Source organism: Bacteroidota bacterium (assembly GCA_026391695.1).
Classification (GTDB): Bacteria; Bacteroidota; Bacteroidia; order Bacteroidales; family JAGONC01; genus JAPLDP01.
Map to the genome: position 1 here is coordinate 1 of JAPLDP010000021.1, position 20,426 is coordinate 20,426.

The following is a 20,426-nucleotide window of genomic DNA, read 5'->3' on the forward strand; positions in this document are numbered from 1 at the left end:
CAGAAACAAGATGGGTATTTGGGCTTTTTGTATCTTTACTCATGGAAAAGTTTGTTTAAAAGTTTATACACCTCAAAGATAATGATTATCAATGAGATAACAAACTTTTCCATTTTTTTATGAATAATTCAGGTTAGAAGATACCGTTAAAAAGTACCTTTTGCAGTTTCCAATCATAGGCATAACCGGCCCAAGGCAGTCGGGTAAAACCACCATGATCAGAAAAACTCTTGGTAATAGCTTTAAATATGTCACTTTTGACGATTACAGGATGATTGATTTTTTCACTGCCGATCCGATATCTTTTATACATCAGTACGACCGTCAGGTTATATTCGATGAAGTTCAAAAGGTGCCTGAGCTGTTCAATCACTTAAAAATTGCCGTAGATGAAAACCGTGAAGAAACCGGCAGATTTGTCATCACGGGCTCCAGCCAGTTCTCGTTTGTCAAGGGGATCACTGAAAGTCTGGCAGGAAGGATAGGCCTGTTATCTCTGCTACCTTTCCAGTTCAGTGAGATTCCGCAAGGACTTCGGGCGGAAGCTGTTTACAGTGGTTCATACCCCGAAGTGGTCAGAACGGGTTACCAGAATGCACATGACTGGTATTCATCCTACCTGGAGACATTTGTTCTCCGCGACGTCAAATCGTTGGTAAACATAGGCGATCTGCGCGATTTCAGGCAGTTCCTTACCATGCTTGCAGCCCGGACATCCCAATTATTGAACTATTCTGAGCTCTCCAGGTCCATCGGTGTGTCGGTCTCCACAATCAGACGTTGGATTTCTGTACTCGAGGCCGCTTATATTATTTTTCTTCTGCCTCCCTGGTACCGGAACCTTGGAAAAAGGATTATCAAAAGCCCTAAAGTTTATTTCTATGATACCGGTCTTGTTTGTTTACTCACGGGAGTAACTACGAAGGAATTATACCACAAGGGTCCTATGGCCGGTAGCATATTCGAAAATTATATCGTCGCTGAAATAATAAAAAACCTTGTGCATTCGCATTCCTCTGACCAAATGTTTTTTTACAGGACAAGCCATGGAGAGGAAATTGACCTCATCATTGACCGGATATCCGGAAAACAGGTGATTGAAATTAAAAAAACGGCTACATTCCGGACTCAAATGGTTCGCAATATAGAAAAGATTCTCGGGCCGGAAGACATGGGATTTTTAATCTACGAAGGAAATAATTTCCCCTATAACAGTAACATCCAAATAATGCAGTACGCACAGTATCTGACTGAATAAATCTGGGACTCAATCTGCCTTGGGCGGATGGAACCCCAAAGCTATATCCGCCCCGGTCGGATTCTGAAATACCTTCAGCCCAAAATAGGGTATTATGGCCAGCACATGATTCATGATCTCTCCCTGAATCTCCTCATAGTCCTTCCATTCCTGAATCTTGCTGAATGCATAAACCTCTACAGGCAGTCCTGTATTTAACGGTTGCAATTGCCGGACAACAAGCGTATTCTCCTTGCTGATGTCATCATCCAACTTAAGATATTCCTTCAGATAGACCATAAATATATTCAGATTGGTCAGAGACCTCTGATGCATGATCTGCAGATGTTTCCCATCATCACGAATGGATTGTTCATCAATCTCCTTTTGATGAGATTCAATATATTCCTTAAGCAGGGGATTCATTTTGAATTTTTCAAGCATTTCGGGTGTACAGAGCCTGATGGTGGTCATATCAATATTCACCGACCTTTTAATCCGCCGTACGCCCGATTCATCCATACCCCGCCAGTTCTGGAATGAGTCGGAGATGAGCGTATACGTTGGAATCGTTGTAATCGTATTATCGAAGTTCCTGACTTTGATAGTGGTGAGTGCAATGTCCATCACTGTGCCATCAGCACCATATTTCGGCATGGTGATCCAGTCGCCCTTCCGCAGCATGTCATTGGCAGCCAATTGTATGCCTCCTACAAAACCCAGGATACTGTCCTTGAATATCAGCATCAGCACGGCCGACATGGCACCCATTCCGGCCAGCATTGTAAGAGGTGGTTTATTAATCAATAATGAAATCAGTATGATACCAATAATTGTATAAACGATGATCTTTACAATCTGTAAATACCCCTTGATAGGTCTTGACTTTGACATCTCATAGCGCTGGTAGATGATCTCCGAAGCTTTCAGAAATGAATTAATGATACCAGCGGCGATAAAAAGGCCGTATATCTTTACCACTATCAGGGCAACCCGTTCGATTGCCGGATATTCCTGCAATGCCAGCGGAATCAGGATAAATAATGTACAGGCAGGAACCAGATAGCTGAGCCTGTTAAAAAACTTATGCTCTACCAATACATCATCCCAGAGGGTTTTTGTCTTTCGGGCTATGGAATGAACAATGCGAAGGACAATGAGCCTGGTGATATGGTAGACTAAAAAGGCAAGGAGGATGATGGCTGCGATCTCTATCACTTTCCATAGAAAGATGATCAACTCACCGCTGAACCCAAAACGGTTCAGCCATTCTTTGATGATATATTCAACTTGCTGAAACATTGCAGTGAATTTGAAAATGTGTCGATGTGATAATGTGCAAATTTATAAACAATGAACAATGATCAGTGATCAATGATCAAAATTTAGCGATGTGACGATCTAGCGATGTAACGATGTAGCGATGTTATAAATAAAGGTCTTCAAGGAAATGCGTATACAGGATAACGAATATAATGAATAACTCCGCGCTTTAGCCCAAAACCTTTGTGATGATCCTAATATTACAGTAAATAATAAAATTTTACGGAACGATGACATTCAGCGACAACGGATCAATTTTAATGATGAGCTTTTTCTTCAGCTTAACATGTTCGCCGTCGATATTGACGATTTTGCTTCGTTTTCGTGACAGTTTGATCTCTTTCCCTTTAATTATTGTGATATCGTTTGTTTGGTCAATTTTTTTCAGGAAGAGTAGGTTAGCGAGGAAAACGACCTTTGCCAGGGGGATTTTTTTGATGATACATACGTCAATAAGCCCGTCGTCGACCGTGGCATGCGGGGCGATGGAAGCGTTATAGCCGAACTGGTTTGAATTGGCGAAGCTGATAAATAGCGCTTTTTCTTTATATTTTTTCCCGTCGATGGTGATTTTATATTTGCGTGGTTTATAGTTGAGGTATTCGGTGAGAATGATCCTGAAATAGGTCTGGAAACCACGGCGGCGGGCTTTTTCAAATTCTTTAGCCACCAGTGCGTCAAAGCCTACGCCTGCAATGCTTACACACAGTTCGCCGTTGATCCTGATGGTATCGATTTTTTTGATCTTCCCTTTATTGATGGTTTCTATTGCCTTGCTGATGCGAAAGGGTATACGCAGGTGGTGTGCCAGGCCATTTCCGGAGCCGGCGGGAATGATACCCATAGCTGTGTCGGTTCCGATGAGGCCTTTTGCTATCTCATTCAATGAGCCGTCACCGCCAACGGCCACCACAATATCTGTTTTATCCCTGGCAGCCTTCCTGCTTAGCTCAATGGCATGGCCGGCCCGCTCGGTATATAAAATCGTTTGGTTGTACCGCTCCTTATCCAGGTATGTCCTGATCATATCCTCCATCCGGTTCTTGCTTCTCACACCAGATGCAGGATTTATGATGAATATGACCTCTTTTTTACGTATGTCAGCCGGTTCTGTCATGAGGTTCTATCTGGCTGTTAATTTATTATCTATCATCCGGTTATTGTAATTCTGGATGATGGCTTTCAGGAACTCTTCCATCGGAAGCGCCCGTCGTGTATCTTTTTTAGATATTAAGTTCGCGTTTAAAAGCGGATCTTTTTTAAAATCATAGAGGCTAAATGTTTTATCCCCACCCCATTCCAGGATATACTGATCTTTAATGAGCTGGTATATGCCGGTGAGATAACTCACTGTGAACCTGTTTGCCGTCGAGTCAAAAACACTTTCTCCAAAAGCTACATAATCCTTATCGTACATCAGAAAGTCAAGTATTGAAGGCATGATATCGGTCTGCTGGACTATGTCGGTTTTCAATGCTTTCAGCTCACCGCCAGGTTTAAAGAATATGATCGGTATACGGAACAGTCCGATCCGGGTTTGATATGGCGGATAATATAATTCAGACGTATGATCGGCGGTGATTACAAATAGGGTGCTGTCGAACCACGACATTTTTGAGGCTGTATGAAAAAATTCCTTCAGGCAGAAATCAGAATACCCGATAGTTTCATGAATTTTCAATGGCCCTTTTTTAAATTTTCCCTGGTATTTTGGAGGTACGAAATAGGGATGGTGTGATGAAAGTGAGAAGATGGCCGATACGAAAGGCTGCCGCATGGTGTCAAGGCAATGGGCATAATACTGGAAAAAGGGCTCATCATAAATTCCCCATTGTCCGTCATAATCGTTGTCGTTGTTATATTCTGTCCGCCCTACGTACCGGTCAAAGCCGGCCATGGTAACGAACGATTCAAAGCCCATGGTCCCGTTGGTGCCACCGTGAAAGAACGAAGACTGATACCCTTTTTCCCTGAGGAGGTTAGCCAAACTGTAAATGCGGTTGCCGGCATAGCTTGACGTGATGTAAGGGTTATTCATCAGCGCAGGAATACCCGATAAAATGGCAGGAATGGCTTCGATGGATTTCTTGCAGTTTGCATAACCATTGTACGACAGGCTGACTTTTATGAGCGAATCCAGAAATGGCGTATAACCGGTGTACGTTCCATGGTCGAGGTCACGGTTAAAAGCACCGATATATTCTGACGAGAAGCTTTCCATTATGATGATCACCACATTGTAGCCGTTAAAAGCCGATGAATCATTGACCAGAATGCCTCTGTGAACAGGGGAGTAAATGCTGTTGAGCTTTTGTTCGTTATAATAATAGATGTGTTTGAGGTCGAGCTGGCCAATGGATTTGACAATGGTAAAGGGTGAGTTGAGGACCAGGGGAGTGTTTTTGGCTTCGGTGTACTTGCCTGCAGTAATGATACTGATAGGCCTTAGTTGTAAACCACCCCTGACGCCTGTGATGGTAAGGAAAATAAAAACGAAGAACAGGATTGTATTTTTGATATAAAATTTCGAACCGCCGGTTCTGTGCTCATCGGGGCGAAGTATAATGGTCGCGCTGAAGAAGATGGCTATGGCTGAGAGGAGGAGCCACAGCAGGCCGATCAACCAGAAATCCTGCAGCATGCGCGGCAGGAGAACCGTGTAATCATCACCGGCACCCAGCATGTTGAAAACATCTCCAGTCATGCGTTTCCCCGTAAACCTCGAGTATACCACATCGATGAAATTGGCTGCCAGCGCCAGAATAAACAGAATATACAGAAGGCTGTCGTTCAGCAGCTGGTATATGCGGTGTGACCTGATACGAATGGGTAATACATTGAAGAAAATGAATGGCCCGGCAATTATGCAAAGTGTGGAAAGGTCAAAACGGAGGCCGGTGAACATGATCTTAAAGAATTCCCTGTGATCCAGGTCGGACCATAGGTGCAGATTAAGGAAATAGAGGCACAGCCGCGACAGGGTGAGGGCCACCAAAAGGATGACAAGCCGCAGCACAAGGACAGTATATATATTTCCCTGTAAAAGGTGACGTCGTTGCATGCAGTAAAATTAGTAAAAAAAGAAAATCTGCGACGTCATAACTTGTCGTCATCAGCTTTACGGTATAGGGGCTGGAATAAAAAACCCCGCCAAATGACGGGGTTGAGAAGTTAAGACCGTAGTTTATTTGTGGAAGTATCAGCTATTGCTGGACCTTGACGGAGATTTCGATAGTTCCAGCCGTTGTTCCCGTGATATTATCTACCTTAATTAATCCAAATTTGCCTGTAACTGTTTTGAATCCACTTATATTACCGACAACCAAGTCAGGGATTTTGGTTTCTGTGACACCATCCGCCGTCAATTGTTTTATGGTGCCATCATCAGTTATGGCAGCCCAGTCAACAACAGTAGTGATTTTCTTGAGCCTTGTGGCATTCCTTACTGACCAGGTGCTAAGTCCATTGGTTAAATCATTAAATACAATAGCTGCATCTGCATCATCAGGAGCTGCGATAGTTGCATGATTGGTTCCCCCATAAAAATAGAGCCAATCAACTTTTGCAGCATTGGCTTTAGCATCAGCCAGGTTGTAAATTGATCCATCGATGGATGCAAATGAGCTACCCGTGCTGCTGGCATAAGAGCCTAGAATTTTCTGCGTGAAGAAATTAATCGGCCCATTCACCACCTGAGTGGTGATGTTCAATGCAACTTCATTGGTCTGCCCGTCTTTATCCGTCACCACGAAGGAAATTCTTTCGGTGCCTGCAACTGTCAATGCAAGGAAGCTGAAATCGATGTCAACATAAGCTACATTAACGGTGGTGTCCCATTCAAACCAAACAGCGTTGTTATAGGTACGTGTGACCTTCAGATTAGCCAGGTTTTTACCGGATGTTGTATTGGGAGATGCAGTGATACCAATGAGAAATTCCTGAAGGGTAGTAAGTGTGGCATCAGCAGAAATATAGGCTGCACCACCTTTGAAGTCGATGTTCGGCTTAAGATCCTGCGGCGTTTCAGTGGTGTCTTTACATGACATCATAAAAGATGTTCCGGCTAAAAGCAGGATAGCGAAGAGATACGATAGTTTTTTCATAATTGATTGATTTTGTCAATATTGATTATGAGTTAATATACTCTTAAAGAGTTGCAAAAATAAGTAAATTATTAACAAGCTGTCAAATTTTTATTAAATCATACAGAAAAATATTTTGGAAAAGTCATGCAAGGATGTGGGTTTTATGATAAATTTGAAGTCGTTTCACCTTACCCCATGGGGGTGAGGCTGTAATTGTTAAGGTACAATTAAAACTACTACTACATGATAGTCACCACCGGAAACAAAGGCGAAAAGGTGCGGTCGGATTGCTTTGTCACACTTGAACTGACCGACAGGGGAGGCCGTGAAGTCACTCTCACCAGCAAGGTCGGTGTCCTGTATGGACAATCCATTATCGCACTGGCCGGCACAATACTGGAATATTTCGACATTCAGCATGCCCATTTACAGATCGAAGATACCGGCGCACTGCCATTTGTCTTGGCGGCACGCATAGAAGCTGCCATAAAGCTGCTGCTGAAAACCGACAAGGAATACCTCCAGGAGCTCATCCCGGAAAACCGGTACAAGACAGAGAAGGAGAAGTATCGCTTTACGCGGTTGTACCTTCCGGGTAACACACCCAGCCTGATGATCAATGCCGGGATACATAAGCCTGACGGAATCATCCTCGACCTGGAAGATGCCGTGGCGCCCGATAAGAAACATGAAGCCCGCTATATGGTGAGGAATGCCTTGCGTCAGGTGGATTTCTATGGCGCCGAACGGATGGTGCGCATCAACCAGGTGCCCAAAGGGCTGGATGACCTCGGTTTCATCGTGCCGCATAATGTTAACCTGGTCCTCGTGCCGAAATGTGAAAGCGCCGACCAGATACACCAGGTCAACACACGCATTGAGCAAATCAAAAAAGCCCATGGTTTGGCGTCTCATGTGTGGCTGATGCCGATCATCGAGAGTGCCAGGGGAGTCATCAAAGCTTTTGAGATCGCATCAGCAGCGGAAAATATCGTGTCGCTGGCCATTGGATTAGAGGATTATACTGCCGATCTGGGAACTAAAAGAACCGCAGAGGGCACTGAGTCATTCTTTGCCCGCAGCATGGTTGTCAATGCAGCCAGGGCAGCGGGCATACAGCCCATTGATTCCGTCTTCTCCGACGTCGGCGACATGGAAGGACTGAAACAGAATGTGTTACGGTCTAAAGCCCTTAGCTTCGACGGCATGGGATGTATTCACCCACGACAAATCAGGGTCATATACGAGAATTTTGCTCCTGACCCTGATGAGACAGAAAAAGCCAAAAAAATCGTCAGGGCATTTGAGGAGGCCACGGCAAAAGGCCTCGGTGTCGTATCGCTGGGAACCAAGATGATCGACCCGCCGGTGGTCAAACGCGCTCTCAAAACCATTGACATGGCCGTTAACATGGGTAAAATATCTAAAAACTGGAGGGAAGAGGATAATGAACAAAAAATATGATAAACTGGTAAAAAATGCGGCAGGACGTATAGTGCCGACCATCATCAACGGCAGGGAACAGGTTCCTTTCATGGGTGTGGGAAAATACAAGCCCATTGGCCGGAAGTACGGGCCACCCATAGCCACTTGCGCCGATTATCCCTCCGATGGCAACAAGCTGGTGCCCGACCTGAAGGAAACCCTCATCAGAAGCGGCTTAAGGGATGGCATGACCATCTCCACGCATCACCATTTCAGGGATGGCGATCTCATCGCCAACCAGATCTTCGACATTGCCGCCGAGCTGGGTGTCAAAGACCTGGTGTGGTTCCCGTCGGCTTCTTTTCCCTGCCATCAACCTATCATCAGGCATCTTGAAAGCGGTGTGATCAACCGCATCGAAGGCAGCATGAACGGCCCCTTGGGTAAGTTCTGCTCCGAAGGCAAGATGAAAGGGCTCGGCGTGTTGCGTTCACATGGCGGAAGATACCAGGCTGTGCAGGATGGCGAGGTGGTCATTGACATTGCGGTTATTGCCGCGCCGACAGCCGATCCCTTTGGCGATGCCAACGGCGTCAATGGTCCTGCAGCATGCGGACTGCTGGGCTTTGCCCTCGCCGACTCACAGTATGCCCACAAGGTCATTGTCGTCACCGATAATCTCGTCCCATTCCCATGCATACCCTGGCAGATACATGGTAACTATGTGGATTATGTGGTGAAGGTGGATAAAGTGGGCATATCTGAAAAGATTGTCTCAGGCACCACACAGATAACTAAAAGCCCTGACCGCCTCTTAATTGCCGAGTTGACGGCAAAATTCTGCGACCTGGCAGGAATTGTGAGAGACGGTTTTTCTTTCCAGGCCGGCGCCGGAGGAACGGCCTTGTCGATAGGTATCTATTTTGCCGATATCTTACGGCAACGTAAGATAAAAGCCCGTTTCATGCGTGGCGGAAGCAATAAATATCTTGTTCAGATGCTCGAAGAAGGCCTCGGCGAATTCATCCTCGACGGGCAGACCTTTGACCTGGAGGGCGTACGCTCCATGCGCGACAACCCTAACCACGTGAACACCAGCCCCTTCACCAGCTATAACTACCATGGCAAAGGGAATTTTGCCAGCATGGTCGACGTTGTCATCCTCGGTGCCACAGAAGTGGATGTGAATTTCAATGCTAATGTTGTCACACATTCCGATGGTTACCTTCTTCATGGGATAGGAGGGTGGCAGAACTGCCTGTTCTCGAAGTGCACGATACTTCCGATACCGTTATTCAGGGACAGGATACCGGTCATCAGGGATGAAGTGACCACCCTGTGCGGGCCGGGAGAATTGATAGATGTCATAGTGACCGAACGCGGTATTGCCATCAATCCATTGCGTCAGGATCTCATCCATAAAGTGAAAGGCAGCGATCTTCCGCTGAAGACCATCGAAGAGCTGAAACATGAGGCTGAAAAGATCTGCGGGCCTCCTTCAAAACCCGAGCTCGACGACGAAATCGTTGCTGCAATCAAATGGGTGGATGGTACGGTGATTGATGCGGTGCGGAAGGTGAAGGGATGACCTCATTCTTTGTTTGTTAAAACAACGAATTTTTTGATATTTCCAGATAGCTCTTGCCGATAGGAATTTGTTTGTCAGCTATTTCCACCTGATTTCCATATAATGCCTTAACTTTTTTCTTATTGATGATATACGATTTATGGATCCGTAAAAAGTGAGAGGAAGGTAGTATTTCTTCCAGGTGTCGTAAAGATTCCAGAACCATAATTTTCCGTTCTTCAGTATAAAAAATGACATATTCCCTTGCCCCTTCAACGTATATTATTTTATCATAAGGGACTCTATAAATTCTGTAGTCAGCCTTTAAGGCAATATAATCTTTATTTTCCGTACCTGCTTCATTTGGCTCTTTTACAAGAGTGTTATTTGATAAGGATTTCACCTTGATCAGTTCCACTGCTTTATTTACTCCTTGCAGGAACCGCTCAAAAGTAAACGGTTTAAGCAGATAATCAACAACATCCAATTGATAACCCTGAATGGCGTATTCTTTATAGGCTGTAGTAAAAATCACAACCGGTTTCCGGAAAATCGTCTGTAAAAATCCTATCCCTGTAAGTTCCGGCATCTGAATATCCAGAAATATCAGATCGATATCGTGATCCTGAACACATTCCATGGCTTCAATGGCATTCTTACATGATTTCACCAATTTGAGGCTCGGTATGCGCTGGATATATCCTTCCAATAATTTCCGGGCCAATTGTTCATCATCGACCACTATACAATTAATTATCATCAAGTATTAATTTTAGTACAATTTTGTATGATGAACTTGTTTCTTCAACAATTAAAAAATGCCTGTCGGGATATATCAGATTTAATCTTCGTTTCACATTTTCCAATCCTATGCCTTTCGTGTTTTCCGTTATCATTTTTACTTCCGGGATGCTGTTTTCGACGATATAATGAAGTACAGCTCCTTCGGTTTGTGCTTCGACCCTGATCCATCCCTTTAATGTATCCTGGTAGTTACTATGCTTAAAACTATTCTCAACAAAAGTAATAAGCAACAAGGGTGCTATTTTTAAATTCGGATTATCAATATTAAAGACATAATTTACCTTTTTTATTTCCTCATCCTTAAGGAGTTGTAATTCGAAATAGCCTTTAATATAATTGAGCTCTTTCTCGAGTTTAACATACGGTTCATTGCATTCATAAATAACATATCGCAGCATATCCGATAACCGCTGAATGGCGTCAGGAGTTTTTTCGGATTTAAATTGTGATAATGAATAAATATTATTCAGCGTATTGAAAAGAAAATGCGGATTTATCTGCCATTTTAGCAGGTTTGATTCTGCTTTAAGTATCTGGTTGTGAAGCTCAAGCATTTTTTGTTCCTGTTTGAATCCGGCTGTATTTGTCCGATAGATGGTACTTATAAAAAAAGTAATTACAATAAAGAATGCCTCGTGAATGGTTCTTTTATATACCATATCCATCCTCATCCGGTTAAAGATGGTCAAATCATTCTCAAACGGGGGTCTTTCGGGTCCAACCATTCCAAATGGGCGTGGAAAAGCACGTTCGATGACATATCTCTCAAATTCCATTAATATCAGTACTAAAAGGATAATCAGTACAGTAACTGATATAAAGTACACCCACGTTTTTTTCTTTTCCAATAAATGGGGCATCAAAATATGCGAATTAAAATAAAACAGCCCGCATTGAATAAGAATGACTGTAGAGCTTCTTATCAGCGCAATTTTAAAATCCCATATTTCAGTATACAGCCATATCAAAAGGATATAGTAACTGAGCCATATGGTTATGTGAACAGTTATATTTTTTTTGAAAATTCCAGCGATCATAATTTCAGAATCAGAATGTTCAAATTTATTTAATTGATAAAATTAATCAGAGTTTTTTCAATCATCGGATTAAAATTATCGACCAACGCCCGGATCTTATCTATTTACGCATAAAAATTGACATTTTTCACATTGTTCGGCCGGATGTATCATTGGGTGAATATTCTTTCTCCTTTATTGAAAAAAATTGTCCACCGCTTTTCTCATGTATATTTTTAGCTCCGCAATTCAAAGAACCATTAGTCACAGATAAATATTAAAAAAGACACACAATGAAAAGAATTGTAATTTTTAGTGTATTTGCTTTACTGTTAGGTAGTTGCGCTCAAACTCCAATTTATCTTTGTCAATGGCAGGACAAGGCATTCATTGTCGATGGCAAAGCAAACGATTGGAATGGAAAACTGACAGCTGAGTCCAGGTACGGCTGTTTATATGGCGTTTCATCTGACCATAACAATCTTTATGTCATGCTGAAGATTCTCGATACTGACTTCCAGCAAAAAGTACTCATGACGGGACTTAACTTTTGGATTAATACAACAGGAAAAGCAAGAAAACAATTGGGAATCACCTATCCATTTCCCGGATTTTTGTCAGAACTCAGGAATCCCGGATCTGCGAAAGGTCAGGAAAGATGGGATAATCTTCAACAGTTGACACGTCAGTCAGAACTTCAATCACTTAATAAATATCTAAGTTCGGAGAAGACGAAAATTAAACTGACAGGTTTTAAGGATAGGGCAAATTCTGATAGTGACGTTAATCAAAGTTCCAATCCTGTCTTTGCTATGATGCAATTTGACTCTTCCGGAGCTCTGATTTACGAATCGAGAATACCAATAAGGTATATTTTCAAGGATCCGGTCAATTTCATTAAAAATCTTCAACGACATTTCAGTTATGGTTTTACTGCCGGACCGGATGAAGATCTCTCTTCTCCTCCTTTTGGTGGAAGCGGATTTCCTGGTGAGGGGAGAGAGAGTGCAGGAATGCGTCCTGAAGGTCCACCTCCGGGAGGAGGAATTGGCGCAGGCCCTCCCGATATGCCGGATTTTCAAAAAATGTCACAACCTGTTAAGCTTTGGGTCAAGAAAGCAAGATTCTTATATCAATAACCATTCAGACAAAGGAACTTTTAATCTTATTCGACCAATTACGGCATTTCCGGATGATGAAAAAACAGTTAAAATGATCGACTTTATGGCATTATCACGGCTGAATAAGAAAAGCTTAAAAATGATTAAAAAATGTTTTATTATTTTTATGGTATTGTCGGGTCAGATTTTGTCAGCTCATGCCCAATCTTTGGAAGAAATAAAGATTGACGGCACGTATTATGGCAATACACTGAATCAAATCTTCTTGGATATTTCTTTTCGATATCCGGTTCAATTCGATTATTTGAGTGAAGATATTCCGATTGATATAGTCCCGGGCAGGAATTATAGTAAGAAACCTCTAAAAGAGGTCATGGATGATCTGTTAAGGCTGACAACGTTGGAATATATCATGGTTGAAGATTTTATCGTTATCCGTAAGGCTGGTGTAAAGGTGGATCCTGAAAAATGGAGGTATGAACGAAAATCGGTTTTTCGATTGACAGGCGTCATCAAAGATAAAACCAGCGGGGAGTCTCTTCCTTTTGCCAATGTCATCATAAAGGGTACAAAAAATGGTACATCCACCAACGGCGACGGATATTTCACTCTGATAAATGTTCCCTCTGATACATCTGTCCTGGAAGTATATTATGTCGGATACAAACAGGAAGAGGTTAAATTATCACCACGTCTATTAAGTAAGCAACTTGTCATTGAGATGACCCCTGAATCAACGGAACTGAAAGAGATCGTTATAGAAGGCGAACGGGAAGATCTGCTTGAAATACCTGAAAAAGCAAATATTGTATCGATGACGCCCAGGGAGATGTCGGTCCTGCCAAGTTTAGGTACAGCAGATATCTTCCGGACGTTTCAATTGCTGCCTGGTGTGAGCGGCAGTAACGAGTCATCATCGGGTTTGTATGTCAGAGGTGGAAGTCCTGACCAGAATCTCATATTATTTGACGGTTTTACAGTCTATCACCAGGAGCACTTATTTGGTGTCTTCAGCGCATTTAATACCAACGCTATCAAAGATGTTCAGCTCTATAAGGGAGGATTTGAGTCAAAATATGGAGGCAGAATATCGAGTGTTATGGATATCATAGGTAAGACCGGCAACGAGAAGTATTTCAATATAGGTGCTGATATCAGTATGCTTGATTTCAACGGTTTTATCGAAATACCGCTTCACGAAAAAGGTTCAATCTTTTTTGCCGGGCGAAAATCATACAAAGGGTATCTCTACAACAAACTCTTCAACACCTTTGCAAATGATAATTCAACCAGCCCCCAGCAGTCCACACCACCGCCTATGCCTTCAGGAATGGGATTTAGAGGAAGGGCCTTTGAAAACATTGAGCCGCTATCGTACTTTTATGACCTGAACTTTAAAGCTACATACCGGACAACCCCCAAAGATATCCTCTCACTGAGTTTTTTTAAAGGACAGGATAACCTTGATAACTCCAGGGATGTCAACCGTTCCATTCCCTCAATAAATGTTAAGGGTGGGACTACCGATATGACTAAATGGGGAAATTGGGGCAGCAGTTTCAAATGGTCGCATAAATGGAAGGAGAAATTTTATACAAACAGTCTGATCTCCTATTCGAATTATTTTAGCTATCGCGATAGGACATCAGAAAGAACTTTTACCCAAAATGGAGTTGAAACGGTCACTAAAAGAGGCTCGGTTGAAGATAATAACATCAGGGATTTTTCGCTGAAAATCGATAATGAGTACAATGTCAATGAACAGAACCTGATTGAAGCCGGGCTTCTATATTCCTTCTATAACATTGATTATACTTATGAAATGAACGACACCATCCATATCCTCGATAAGCATGATAATGGAAATCTGGCAGCCTTATATTTTCAGGATAAGTGGTCCCCACTGTCAAAGATCTATTTTCTTCCCGGCCTCAGGGTGTCATATTTTGATATGACCGGTAAGCTATACCTGGAACCACGTGTACAATTCAGCTATTCTCCTTTAAAGAAAGTCACACTACAGTGTGCCTGGGGTAACTATTACCAGTTTGCCAACAGGATTATCAGGGAAGATATTATGGCTGGCAGCAGGGATTTCTGGATTTTGTCAGACGGAGGGGAAATCCCTGTTGGACAAGCCATTCATTACACTCTTGGAGCAAAATATGAAAATAAGGATTATATTTTAAATATTGAAGCTTATTATAAGGATCTGAAAAACCTTTCGGAATACACGTTACGCTTCGTGCCTGCCCAGAGCAGCATGGAATATGATACTTTTTTTTATAATGGAAAAGGCTTTGCACGTGGAATCGAATTTCTTTTACAGAAAAAATATGGCCTGTTTTCAGGATGGGTGGGCTACACCCTGGGTCAGGTACTGTATAATTTTCCAATCTATGGGAATGGTTATTTCCCGGCATCTCATGATGTGACTCATGAATTCAAAATTATCGGATCATATAAACTAAAAAAATGGGTCTTTTCAGGAACCTGGATTTATGCCACAGGTAAACCCTACACACAACCTTTAGGAGGTTATGAATTGACCCTTCCTGACGGCGAGGTAAGAGAATATATTTTAACGGGTGTAAAGAACAGCGAACGTTATCCTGATTATCACCGACTTGATTTATCGGCTAAATATGCTTTTACTCTCGGTGACATGTTTATTGGGGATATTGGAGTTTCTATTTTTAACCTCTATAATCGAAAAAATGTATGGTATAAGGAGTTTGAAATTGATGACACCGGAATGACTGAAACAAACGTATATCTTCTTGGTTTTACTCCGAATCTATCTATTGCCTTGAAAATCAGATAACACCGTTAATTATGAAGAGAACAATCGTTATACTTTTTTCAGCCGGCTTTATTTTGGGATCAATCTCTTGTGAAACCGAAAGGATGGATAGCTTAGATATAAACGATATACCAGTTGTTGAAGCTTATCTGATACCTGGAAAGGAGGTTACAATTTCAGTCAGTCAACCTTTGCCTTTCTCTGACGATACGAATGTTTACCAGGAAGCAATTTCAGGATTGCAGATAATCATAAGTGAAGATAGTGAAACGTATCTTTTATCGGATTCGCTGGAGCCTGGAATCTATACTTATGATAATGAAGATTTTTTACCTGAAGAGGGTTCCTCATATTCAATGTATTTCGCATATCGCAATGATACTATTAAAGCCTCAACGATTATACCTTCCAAGCCTGATGACTTTTCAATATCCGACAACAATATTCAAATGGAAAAAATTGAGGAAGGTGATTTCGGATTTGGTTTCACTGATCCAATTGAATTAACCTGGAGCAATCCTGACGGGTCAAATTATTTTGTATTCATTGAATACCTTGACTCTGCAAAAAACCTCATTAATTTGAATTTCGACACTGCTGATGTACCCAGAATCTCTAATTCCCCAATTCTCACTGAAGCTGGTTACTCACTTAGGCCAATGGAAATTTACTTTTTTGGCGTCTATCGCATTGTGCTTTTTAAGGTTAACCAGGAGTATGCAGATTTATTTGAAGGGAGTAACCAAAGTTCAATTGAGCTCACCAATCCGAACACCAATATTGAGGGTGGATATGGCATTTTTACAGGATTAAATTCAGATACCTTGTTCCTAACGGTCAATGAATCATCATCCGATCAATAGAATCTTTGATTAATTGACAATCCATACGCACATCGCTTGTCGTAAAAAAAATCTATTACAATGTGGAGGTTACCTCTTTTTTTTCTCGGATTGTTATGTTCAATTCATTCATTTGGCCAGAATGTTTCATTAACCGGGGTAGTAATGGATAGTACAAACAGGGAACCCCTTATGGGGGCACATCTTATCCTGATTCACCAGTTTCAATCAATCCAGTATGCTCAGACTTCAAACATTGAAGGAAGTTTTAATTTCAAAAATATTAAAAGCGGCAATTACTGGCTGACCATCTCCTATATGGGATTTAATACATATAATCATCCTCTTATTGTATCCAATACCCCAGTAAATCTCGGGAATATTTACCTGTCCAAGGCGAATATAAACCTGGATGAAGTTCAAGTAACTGACGTTGTGCCTATGTCAGTACAAAAAGGTGATACTCTTCAATTTAACGCGAGGGCATTCAAGACGAATCCCGATGCATATGCTGAAGACCTCATTGGTAAAATGCCCGGGATGGTTGTCGAAAATGGGAGTGTAAAAGCCCAGGGTGAAGAAGTTAAAAAAGTACTGGTTGATGGGAAAAAATACTTTGATGAAGATCCGATGATAGCATTAAAGAATATTCCTGCTGAGGTAATTGATAAAATCGAAGTTTTTGATGAGCATAGTGAGCAAAACAAACTCACTGGATTTGATGATGGACAATCGGTCAGAGCTATCAATATTGTCACAGATCATTCGTTGAGGGTCAGTCAATTTGGTGAGGTTTACGCTGGATATGGATATCCTGGCAAATATTCAGCAGGTGGTAATGTGAATATTTTTAATAATGATAAAAGGATATCGGTTATTGGTTTGTCAAATAATATCAACCAACAGAATTTTTCAATGCAAGACCTGTTGGGAGTTATTACTAATGAGGGAGGTATGCCGGGCATGGGACCTGGAAGTGGAGTTGGGCCACCAGGCGGCGGTGATCAAGGTACGCCTCCGGGTGGCCCCGGCTTACCTGGAAACAACTTCATTGTCAGCCCACAAAGTGGTATCTCTAAAACACAGTCGATAGGTTTGAATTATTCCGACTCACTGGGGAGACATATTAATATCAGCACAAGTTATTTTTTCAATTATTCCGATAACCATTCAAACCAAAAGGTCAATCAGCAGTATTTTTTGTCGGATGGTGGAGATCATTATTACAAGGAACTGAATAATTCAGGTTCTCAAAACATGAACCACAGGCTTAACTTAAGGTTAGAGTATGTCATGGATACTTTGAATACCCTCATTTTTAGTCCAAGATTATATTTCCAGGGGAATAAATCATCTTCAGATATCGCTGGTCAGTCAATGAATGGCACCATCGTCGCCAGAAGTACAAAAAGTTACAATACCACCGATCTTACAGGTTATAATTTGTCAGGCGATCTCATGTATATGCACCGTTCTAAAAAGAAAGGCCGGACAGCTTCGATCAATATGAGGAGTGGATTAAACCAGAAAAAAGGAGATGACTCTCAGGAGTCATATGAATTCTATACTGATGGCAACATAGAATATATTGATTCACTGGAGCAACATGCCGATATCTATTCGGATGGTTCCACCATTTCATCACGATTGGTATTTACAGAACCCTTAAATAAGAATGGACTTTTACAATTTAATTATAGCAATTCATTCACAGGGAACTATTCTGACCAGCAAACTTTTATACCCGATACCCTTACCAGGCAATTTTCTCTGTTGGATACTGCTTTATCCAACAAATTTAAAAAGCAATATTCTTCTCATAGCGTAGGTACCGGTTATTTATACCGAAGTAAAAACTTGTTTGTCACTGCAGGATTTGATTATCAATATGCTTCATTGAGATCGGAGCAACAATTTCCTGAAAAGTACGGTTTGAAACAGTCATTTTATTCTATATTACCTCAGGCCAGGATGAATATCAATTTTACATCCTTTCAGCGATTACAATTAATATACAGGTCTTTGGCCTCCTCGCCCTCAATAAAACAATTGCAAAATGTTGTGAATGATGAAAATCCGCTACAGCTTTCCGTTGGTAATGAAAATCTCAAACAGGAAATTGATCATAATATTCTGTTGAGATTTACTTTAAAAAATATCACGGGTTCATCAATTCTGATGTTATTAGTTTCTGCTGATTTTACGCGTAATTATATAGGTAACAATACTTTAATAGCCAATAAAGATACTCTGATTGGTAAGGATTTTCGTTTAAAGAAGGGAACTATACTCATTCAACCGGTCAATATTGACGGATACCGTGATTTTCGTTTTTTTACAACATGTGGTATTCCATTAAAGAGCCTGAGGTGCAATCTGAATTTGCAAGCCTCATATGGTTTAACCAGAGAACCCGGAATAATCAATGGCGCAGAAAATTTTTCCAATAACCATTCATTTGCTGTGAATATCATGTTGAGCAGCAACATAAGCCAGAATCTTGATTTTTCCTTTTCCTCACGTTCCACTGTTAACAACACTGTGAATTCTATTCAGAAAGAACTTAATGAAAAGTACATTAAGCAAAATACAATGCTTCAGTTCTATTCTATGTGTTGGAAAGGCCTGGTCATTCAGGCACAACTGAGTCATGAGTTTTATCACGGACTTTCAGCCGGATATGACCAAAATTACTTCATATGCAATCTTAGTCTTGGGAAAAAGATTTTCAACAATCAAAGAGGAGAAATCCGACTCTCAGCAAATGATTTGTTCAACCAAAGTAAAAATTTACAAAGGGTTGTGACTGATGCTTATATAGAAGATATTGAAACAGAAATACTGCAACGATATTGTATGTTAACCTTTACCTATAATCTCAGGAATTATTTGGTCAAAAGCAAGGATTAATAAGATGCTTTTGATCCTAAGGGCTTGAAAAAAGACAGATTTGTCATGCTTGAGCACCTCTCTGGTAATGTATAGAATTATATAATCTGGTATGAGAATCCTGATGATATCCGATATCAATTCTCCCCATACACAAAAATGGGCAATCAGTCTTAAAATGAAAGGCATTGACATTGCGGTTTTCAGCATAGCAACTCCTACACAGCATTGGTATCTTGACTTTTCAATTCCTCTTTATTCGCCCATGAAATTTGACCACAAAATTTTTTCTGCTTCGCTCTTCAGCAAGATAGTCTATTTAAGAGCAGTCCCTTACCTGAAAAAGGTCATTAAAGAGTTTAAACCCGATATAGTTGATGCTCATTATGCTTCCAGCAATGGCCTTTTGGGCGCACTGAGTGGATTTAAACCCCTTATCATATCGGTCTGGGGGAGCGATATTTACTCTTTTCCGAAGAAATCTTTTATAGGGAAATACATCCTGAGATTCAATTTCAGAAAATCTGCACTGATTTGTTCCACAAGTATGGCAATGGTATCGCATATAAAAAACTATACTGATCATAATATCAAGGTTATCTATTTTGGAGTGGATCCTAATATTTTTAAACCTATACCTGTTGCTTCACTTTTTCAGCAGGATGATTTTGTGATTGGTACTATAAAATCTCTGGAACCTGTTTATGGAATAGATATCCTCATAAAAGTTTTTTATGAATTGTGCCTGAAATATCCTGAACAAAAACTGAAGCTTCTGATTGTGGGAGGAGGTTCGCTTGCGACTGGATTAAAATCATTAGTACTGACTCTGGGATTAATTGACAAGGTTGTTTTTACCGGTCAGGTTCCTTATTCGAATATTGTGCAATATTACAACATGCTCTCTCTCTATATAGCGCTTTCCAACTCAGAAGGCTTCGGTGTTGCGGTACTTGAGGCTTCAGCCTGTGAAATACCGGTAGTGGTTTCAGATGCCGGAGGACTGCCTGAGGTTGTTGATGACGATAAAACGGGAACTATCGTTCCTGTCAATGATATTCATAAAGCTGTTGATGCAGTTGAAAGGTTAATCTTTAATGAGCCTTTGCGAAGAGAAATGGGGAAAGCTGGTCGTGAAAAAGTGATCTCTTTATTCGATTGGCACAAAAATGTCAATAAGAAGGTGAAACTTTACCGATCTTTACTAATCCCTGATATGGAGACTGAATACAGTCAAAAGGAAAGCATTCCGACCAAAAGTGTACCTCTGATAACAAAATATCCCTGAAATCCGTAATAAGCTGAATCTATCTA

General features: G+C 41.3%; 14 protein-coding genes. 8 read left to right on the plus strand and 6 right to left on the minus strand.

The window, feature by feature from the left end:
* Window positions 1-160: 160 nt before the first annotated feature.
* A complete protein-coding gene (locus tag NT175_01300) occupies window positions 161-1,258 on the plus strand; it encodes an ATP-binding protein (protein MCX6233350.1) in 1,098 nt (365 codons plus the stop codon).
* A gap of 9 nt (window positions 1,259-1,267) precedes the next feature.
* On the opposite strand, the gene NT175_01305 is transcribed toward NT175_01300, so the two are convergent.
* From NT175_01305 to NT175_01320, 4 genes are all read right to left on the minus strand, one after another.
* Window positions 1,268-2,539: a mechanosensitive ion channel gene (locus NT175_01305; GenBank protein MCX6233351.1), complete on the minus strand. Its 1,272-nt coding sequence runs from the start codon at window positions 2,537-2,539 to the stop codon at window positions 1,268-1,270.
* Between the two features lie 241 nt (window positions 2,540-2,780).
* A complete protein-coding gene (locus NT175_01310) occupies window positions 2,781-3,677 on the minus strand; it encodes a diacylglycerol kinase family lipid kinase (GenBank protein MCX6233352.1) in 897 nt (298 codons plus the stop codon).
* 6 nt (window positions 3,678-3,683) lie between these two features.
* The gene (locus tag NT175_01315; GenBank protein ID MCX6233353.1) at window positions 3,684-5,621 is read right to left on the minus strand and encodes a sulfatase-like hydrolase/transferase; all 1,938 of its coding nucleotides are present in this window, start codon (window positions 5,619-5,621) and stop codon (window positions 3,684-3,686) included.
* 142 nt (window positions 5,622-5,763) lie between these two features.
* A complete protein-coding gene (locus NT175_01320) occupies window positions 5,764-6,663 on the minus strand; it encodes a hypothetical protein (protein ID MCX6233354.1) in 900 nt (299 codons plus the stop codon).
* A gap of 225 nt (window positions 6,664-6,888) precedes the next feature.
* Between NT175_01320 and NT175_01325 the strand changes: the two genes are divergently transcribed.
* Both NT175_01325 and NT175_01330 read left to right on the plus strand, forming a co-directional pair.
* Complete coding sequence (locus NT175_01325) at window positions 6,889-8,109, plus strand: aldolase/citrate lyase family protein (GenBank protein MCX6233355.1); 1,221 nt, start codon at window positions 6,889-6,891, stop codon at window positions 8,107-8,109.
* A complete protein-coding gene (locus NT175_01330; protein ID MCX6233356.1) occupies window positions 8,093-9,658 on the plus strand; it encodes a citrate lyase subunit alpha in 1,566 nt (521 codons plus the stop codon). Before NT175_01325 ends, NT175_01330 begins: the two co-directional genes overlap by 17 nt.
* 16 nt (window positions 9,659-9,674) lie before the next feature.
* On the opposite strand, the gene NT175_01335 is transcribed toward NT175_01330, so the two are convergent.
* Together NT175_01335 and NT175_01340 are read right to left on the minus strand one after the other, a co-directional pair.
* Complete coding sequence (locus NT175_01335; protein MCX6233357.1) at window positions 9,675-10,397, minus strand: LytTR family DNA-binding domain-containing protein; 723 nt, start codon at window positions 10,395-10,397, stop codon at window positions 9,675-9,677.
* Complete coding sequence (locus NT175_01340) at window positions 10,387-11,301, minus strand: histidine kinase (protein MCX6233358.1); 915 nt, start codon at window positions 11,299-11,301, stop codon at window positions 10,387-10,389. The genes NT175_01335 and NT175_01340 overlap by 11 nt, the downstream gene beginning before the upstream one ends.
* A gap of 449 nt (window positions 11,302-11,750) precedes the next feature.
* On the opposite strand from NT175_01340, the gene NT175_01345 reads away from it, so the two are divergent.
* The 5 genes from NT175_01345 to NT175_01365 all read left to right on the plus strand — a co-directional run bounded on the left by NT175_01345 (window position 11,751) and on the right by NT175_01365 (window position 20,400).
* The gene (locus tag NT175_01345; protein MCX6233359.1) at window positions 11,751-12,596 is read left to right on the plus strand and encodes a hypothetical protein; all 846 of its coding nucleotides are present in this window, start codon (window positions 11,751-11,753) and stop codon (window positions 12,594-12,596) included.
* An 85-nt stretch (window positions 12,597-12,681) separates the two neighbouring features.
* Window positions 12,682-15,402: a TonB-dependent receptor gene (locus NT175_01350; GenBank protein MCX6233360.1), complete on the plus strand. Its 2,721-nt coding sequence runs from the start codon at window positions 12,682-12,684 to the stop codon at window positions 15,400-15,402.
* Window positions 15,403-15,413: 11 nt separating this feature from the next.
* Window positions 15,414-16,244 (plus strand): DUF4249 family protein, encoded by an 831-nt coding sequence (locus tag NT175_01355; GenBank protein MCX6233361.1) that lies wholly within the window; start codon window positions 15,414-15,416, stop codon window positions 16,242-16,244.
* Between the two features lie 60 nt (window positions 16,245-16,304).
* The gene (locus tag NT175_01360; protein ID MCX6233362.1) at window positions 16,305-19,133 is read left to right on the plus strand and encodes a TonB-dependent receptor; all 2,829 of its coding nucleotides are present in this window, start codon (window positions 16,305-16,307) and stop codon (window positions 19,131-19,133) included.
* A gap of 91 nt (window positions 19,134-19,224) precedes the next feature.
* Complete coding sequence (locus NT175_01365; GenBank protein ID MCX6233363.1) at window positions 19,225-20,400, plus strand: glycosyltransferase; 1,176 nt, start codon at window positions 19,225-19,227, stop codon at window positions 20,398-20,400.
* The last annotated feature ends 26 nt before the right edge of the window (window positions 20,401-20,426 follow it).

Excerpts from the sequence above, each read along its gene's own strand:
- NT175_01335 (MCX6233357.1), bottom strand. The coding sequence starts at position 10,397 with ATGATAATTAATTGTATAGTGGTCGATGATGAACAATTGGCCCGGAAA.
- NT175_01350 (MCX6233360.1), top strand. The coding sequence starts at position 12,682 with ATGGCATTATCACGGCTGAATAAGAAAAGCTTAAAAATGATTAAAAAA.
- NT175_01325 (MCX6233355.1), top strand. The coding sequence starts at position 6,889 with ATGATAGTCACCACCGGAAACAAAGGCGAAAAGGTGCGGTCGGATTGC.
- NT175_01345 (MCX6233359.1), top strand. The coding sequence starts at position 11,751 with ATGAAAAGAATTGTAATTTTTAGTGTATTTGCTTTACTGTTAGGTAGT.
- NT175_01365 (MCX6233363.1), top strand. The coding sequence starts at position 19,225 with ATGAGAATCCTGATGATATCCGATATCAATTCTCCCCATACACAAAAA.
- NT175_01355 (MCX6233361.1), top strand. The coding sequence starts at position 15,414 with ATGAAGAGAACAATCGTTATACTTTTTTCAGCCGGCTTTATTTTGGGA.
- NT175_01320 (MCX6233354.1), bottom strand. The coding sequence starts at position 6,663 with ATGAAAAAACTATCGTATCTCTTCGCTATCCTGCTTTTAGCCGGAACA.
- NT175_01315 (MCX6233353.1), bottom strand. The coding sequence starts at position 5,621 with ATGCAACGACGTCACCTTTTACAGGGAAATATATATACTGTCCTTGTG.
- NT175_01330 (MCX6233356.1), top strand. The coding sequence starts at position 8,093 with ATGAACAAAAAATATGATAAACTGGTAAAAAATGCGGCAGGACGTATA.
- NT175_01305 (MCX6233351.1), bottom strand. The coding sequence starts at position 2,539 with ATGTTTCAGCAAGTTGAATATATCATCAAAGAATGGCTGAACCGTTTT.
- NT175_01360 (MCX6233362.1), top strand. The coding sequence starts at position 16,305 with ATGTGGAGGTTACCTCTTTTTTTTCTCGGATTGTTATGTTCAATTCAT.
- NT175_01310 (MCX6233352.1), bottom strand. The coding sequence starts at position 3,677 with ATGACAGAACCGGCTGACATACGTAAAAAAGAGGTCATATTCATCATA.
- NT175_01340 (MCX6233358.1), bottom strand. The coding sequence starts at position 11,301 with ATGCCCCATTTATTGGAAAAGAAAAAAACGTGGGTGTACTTTATATCA.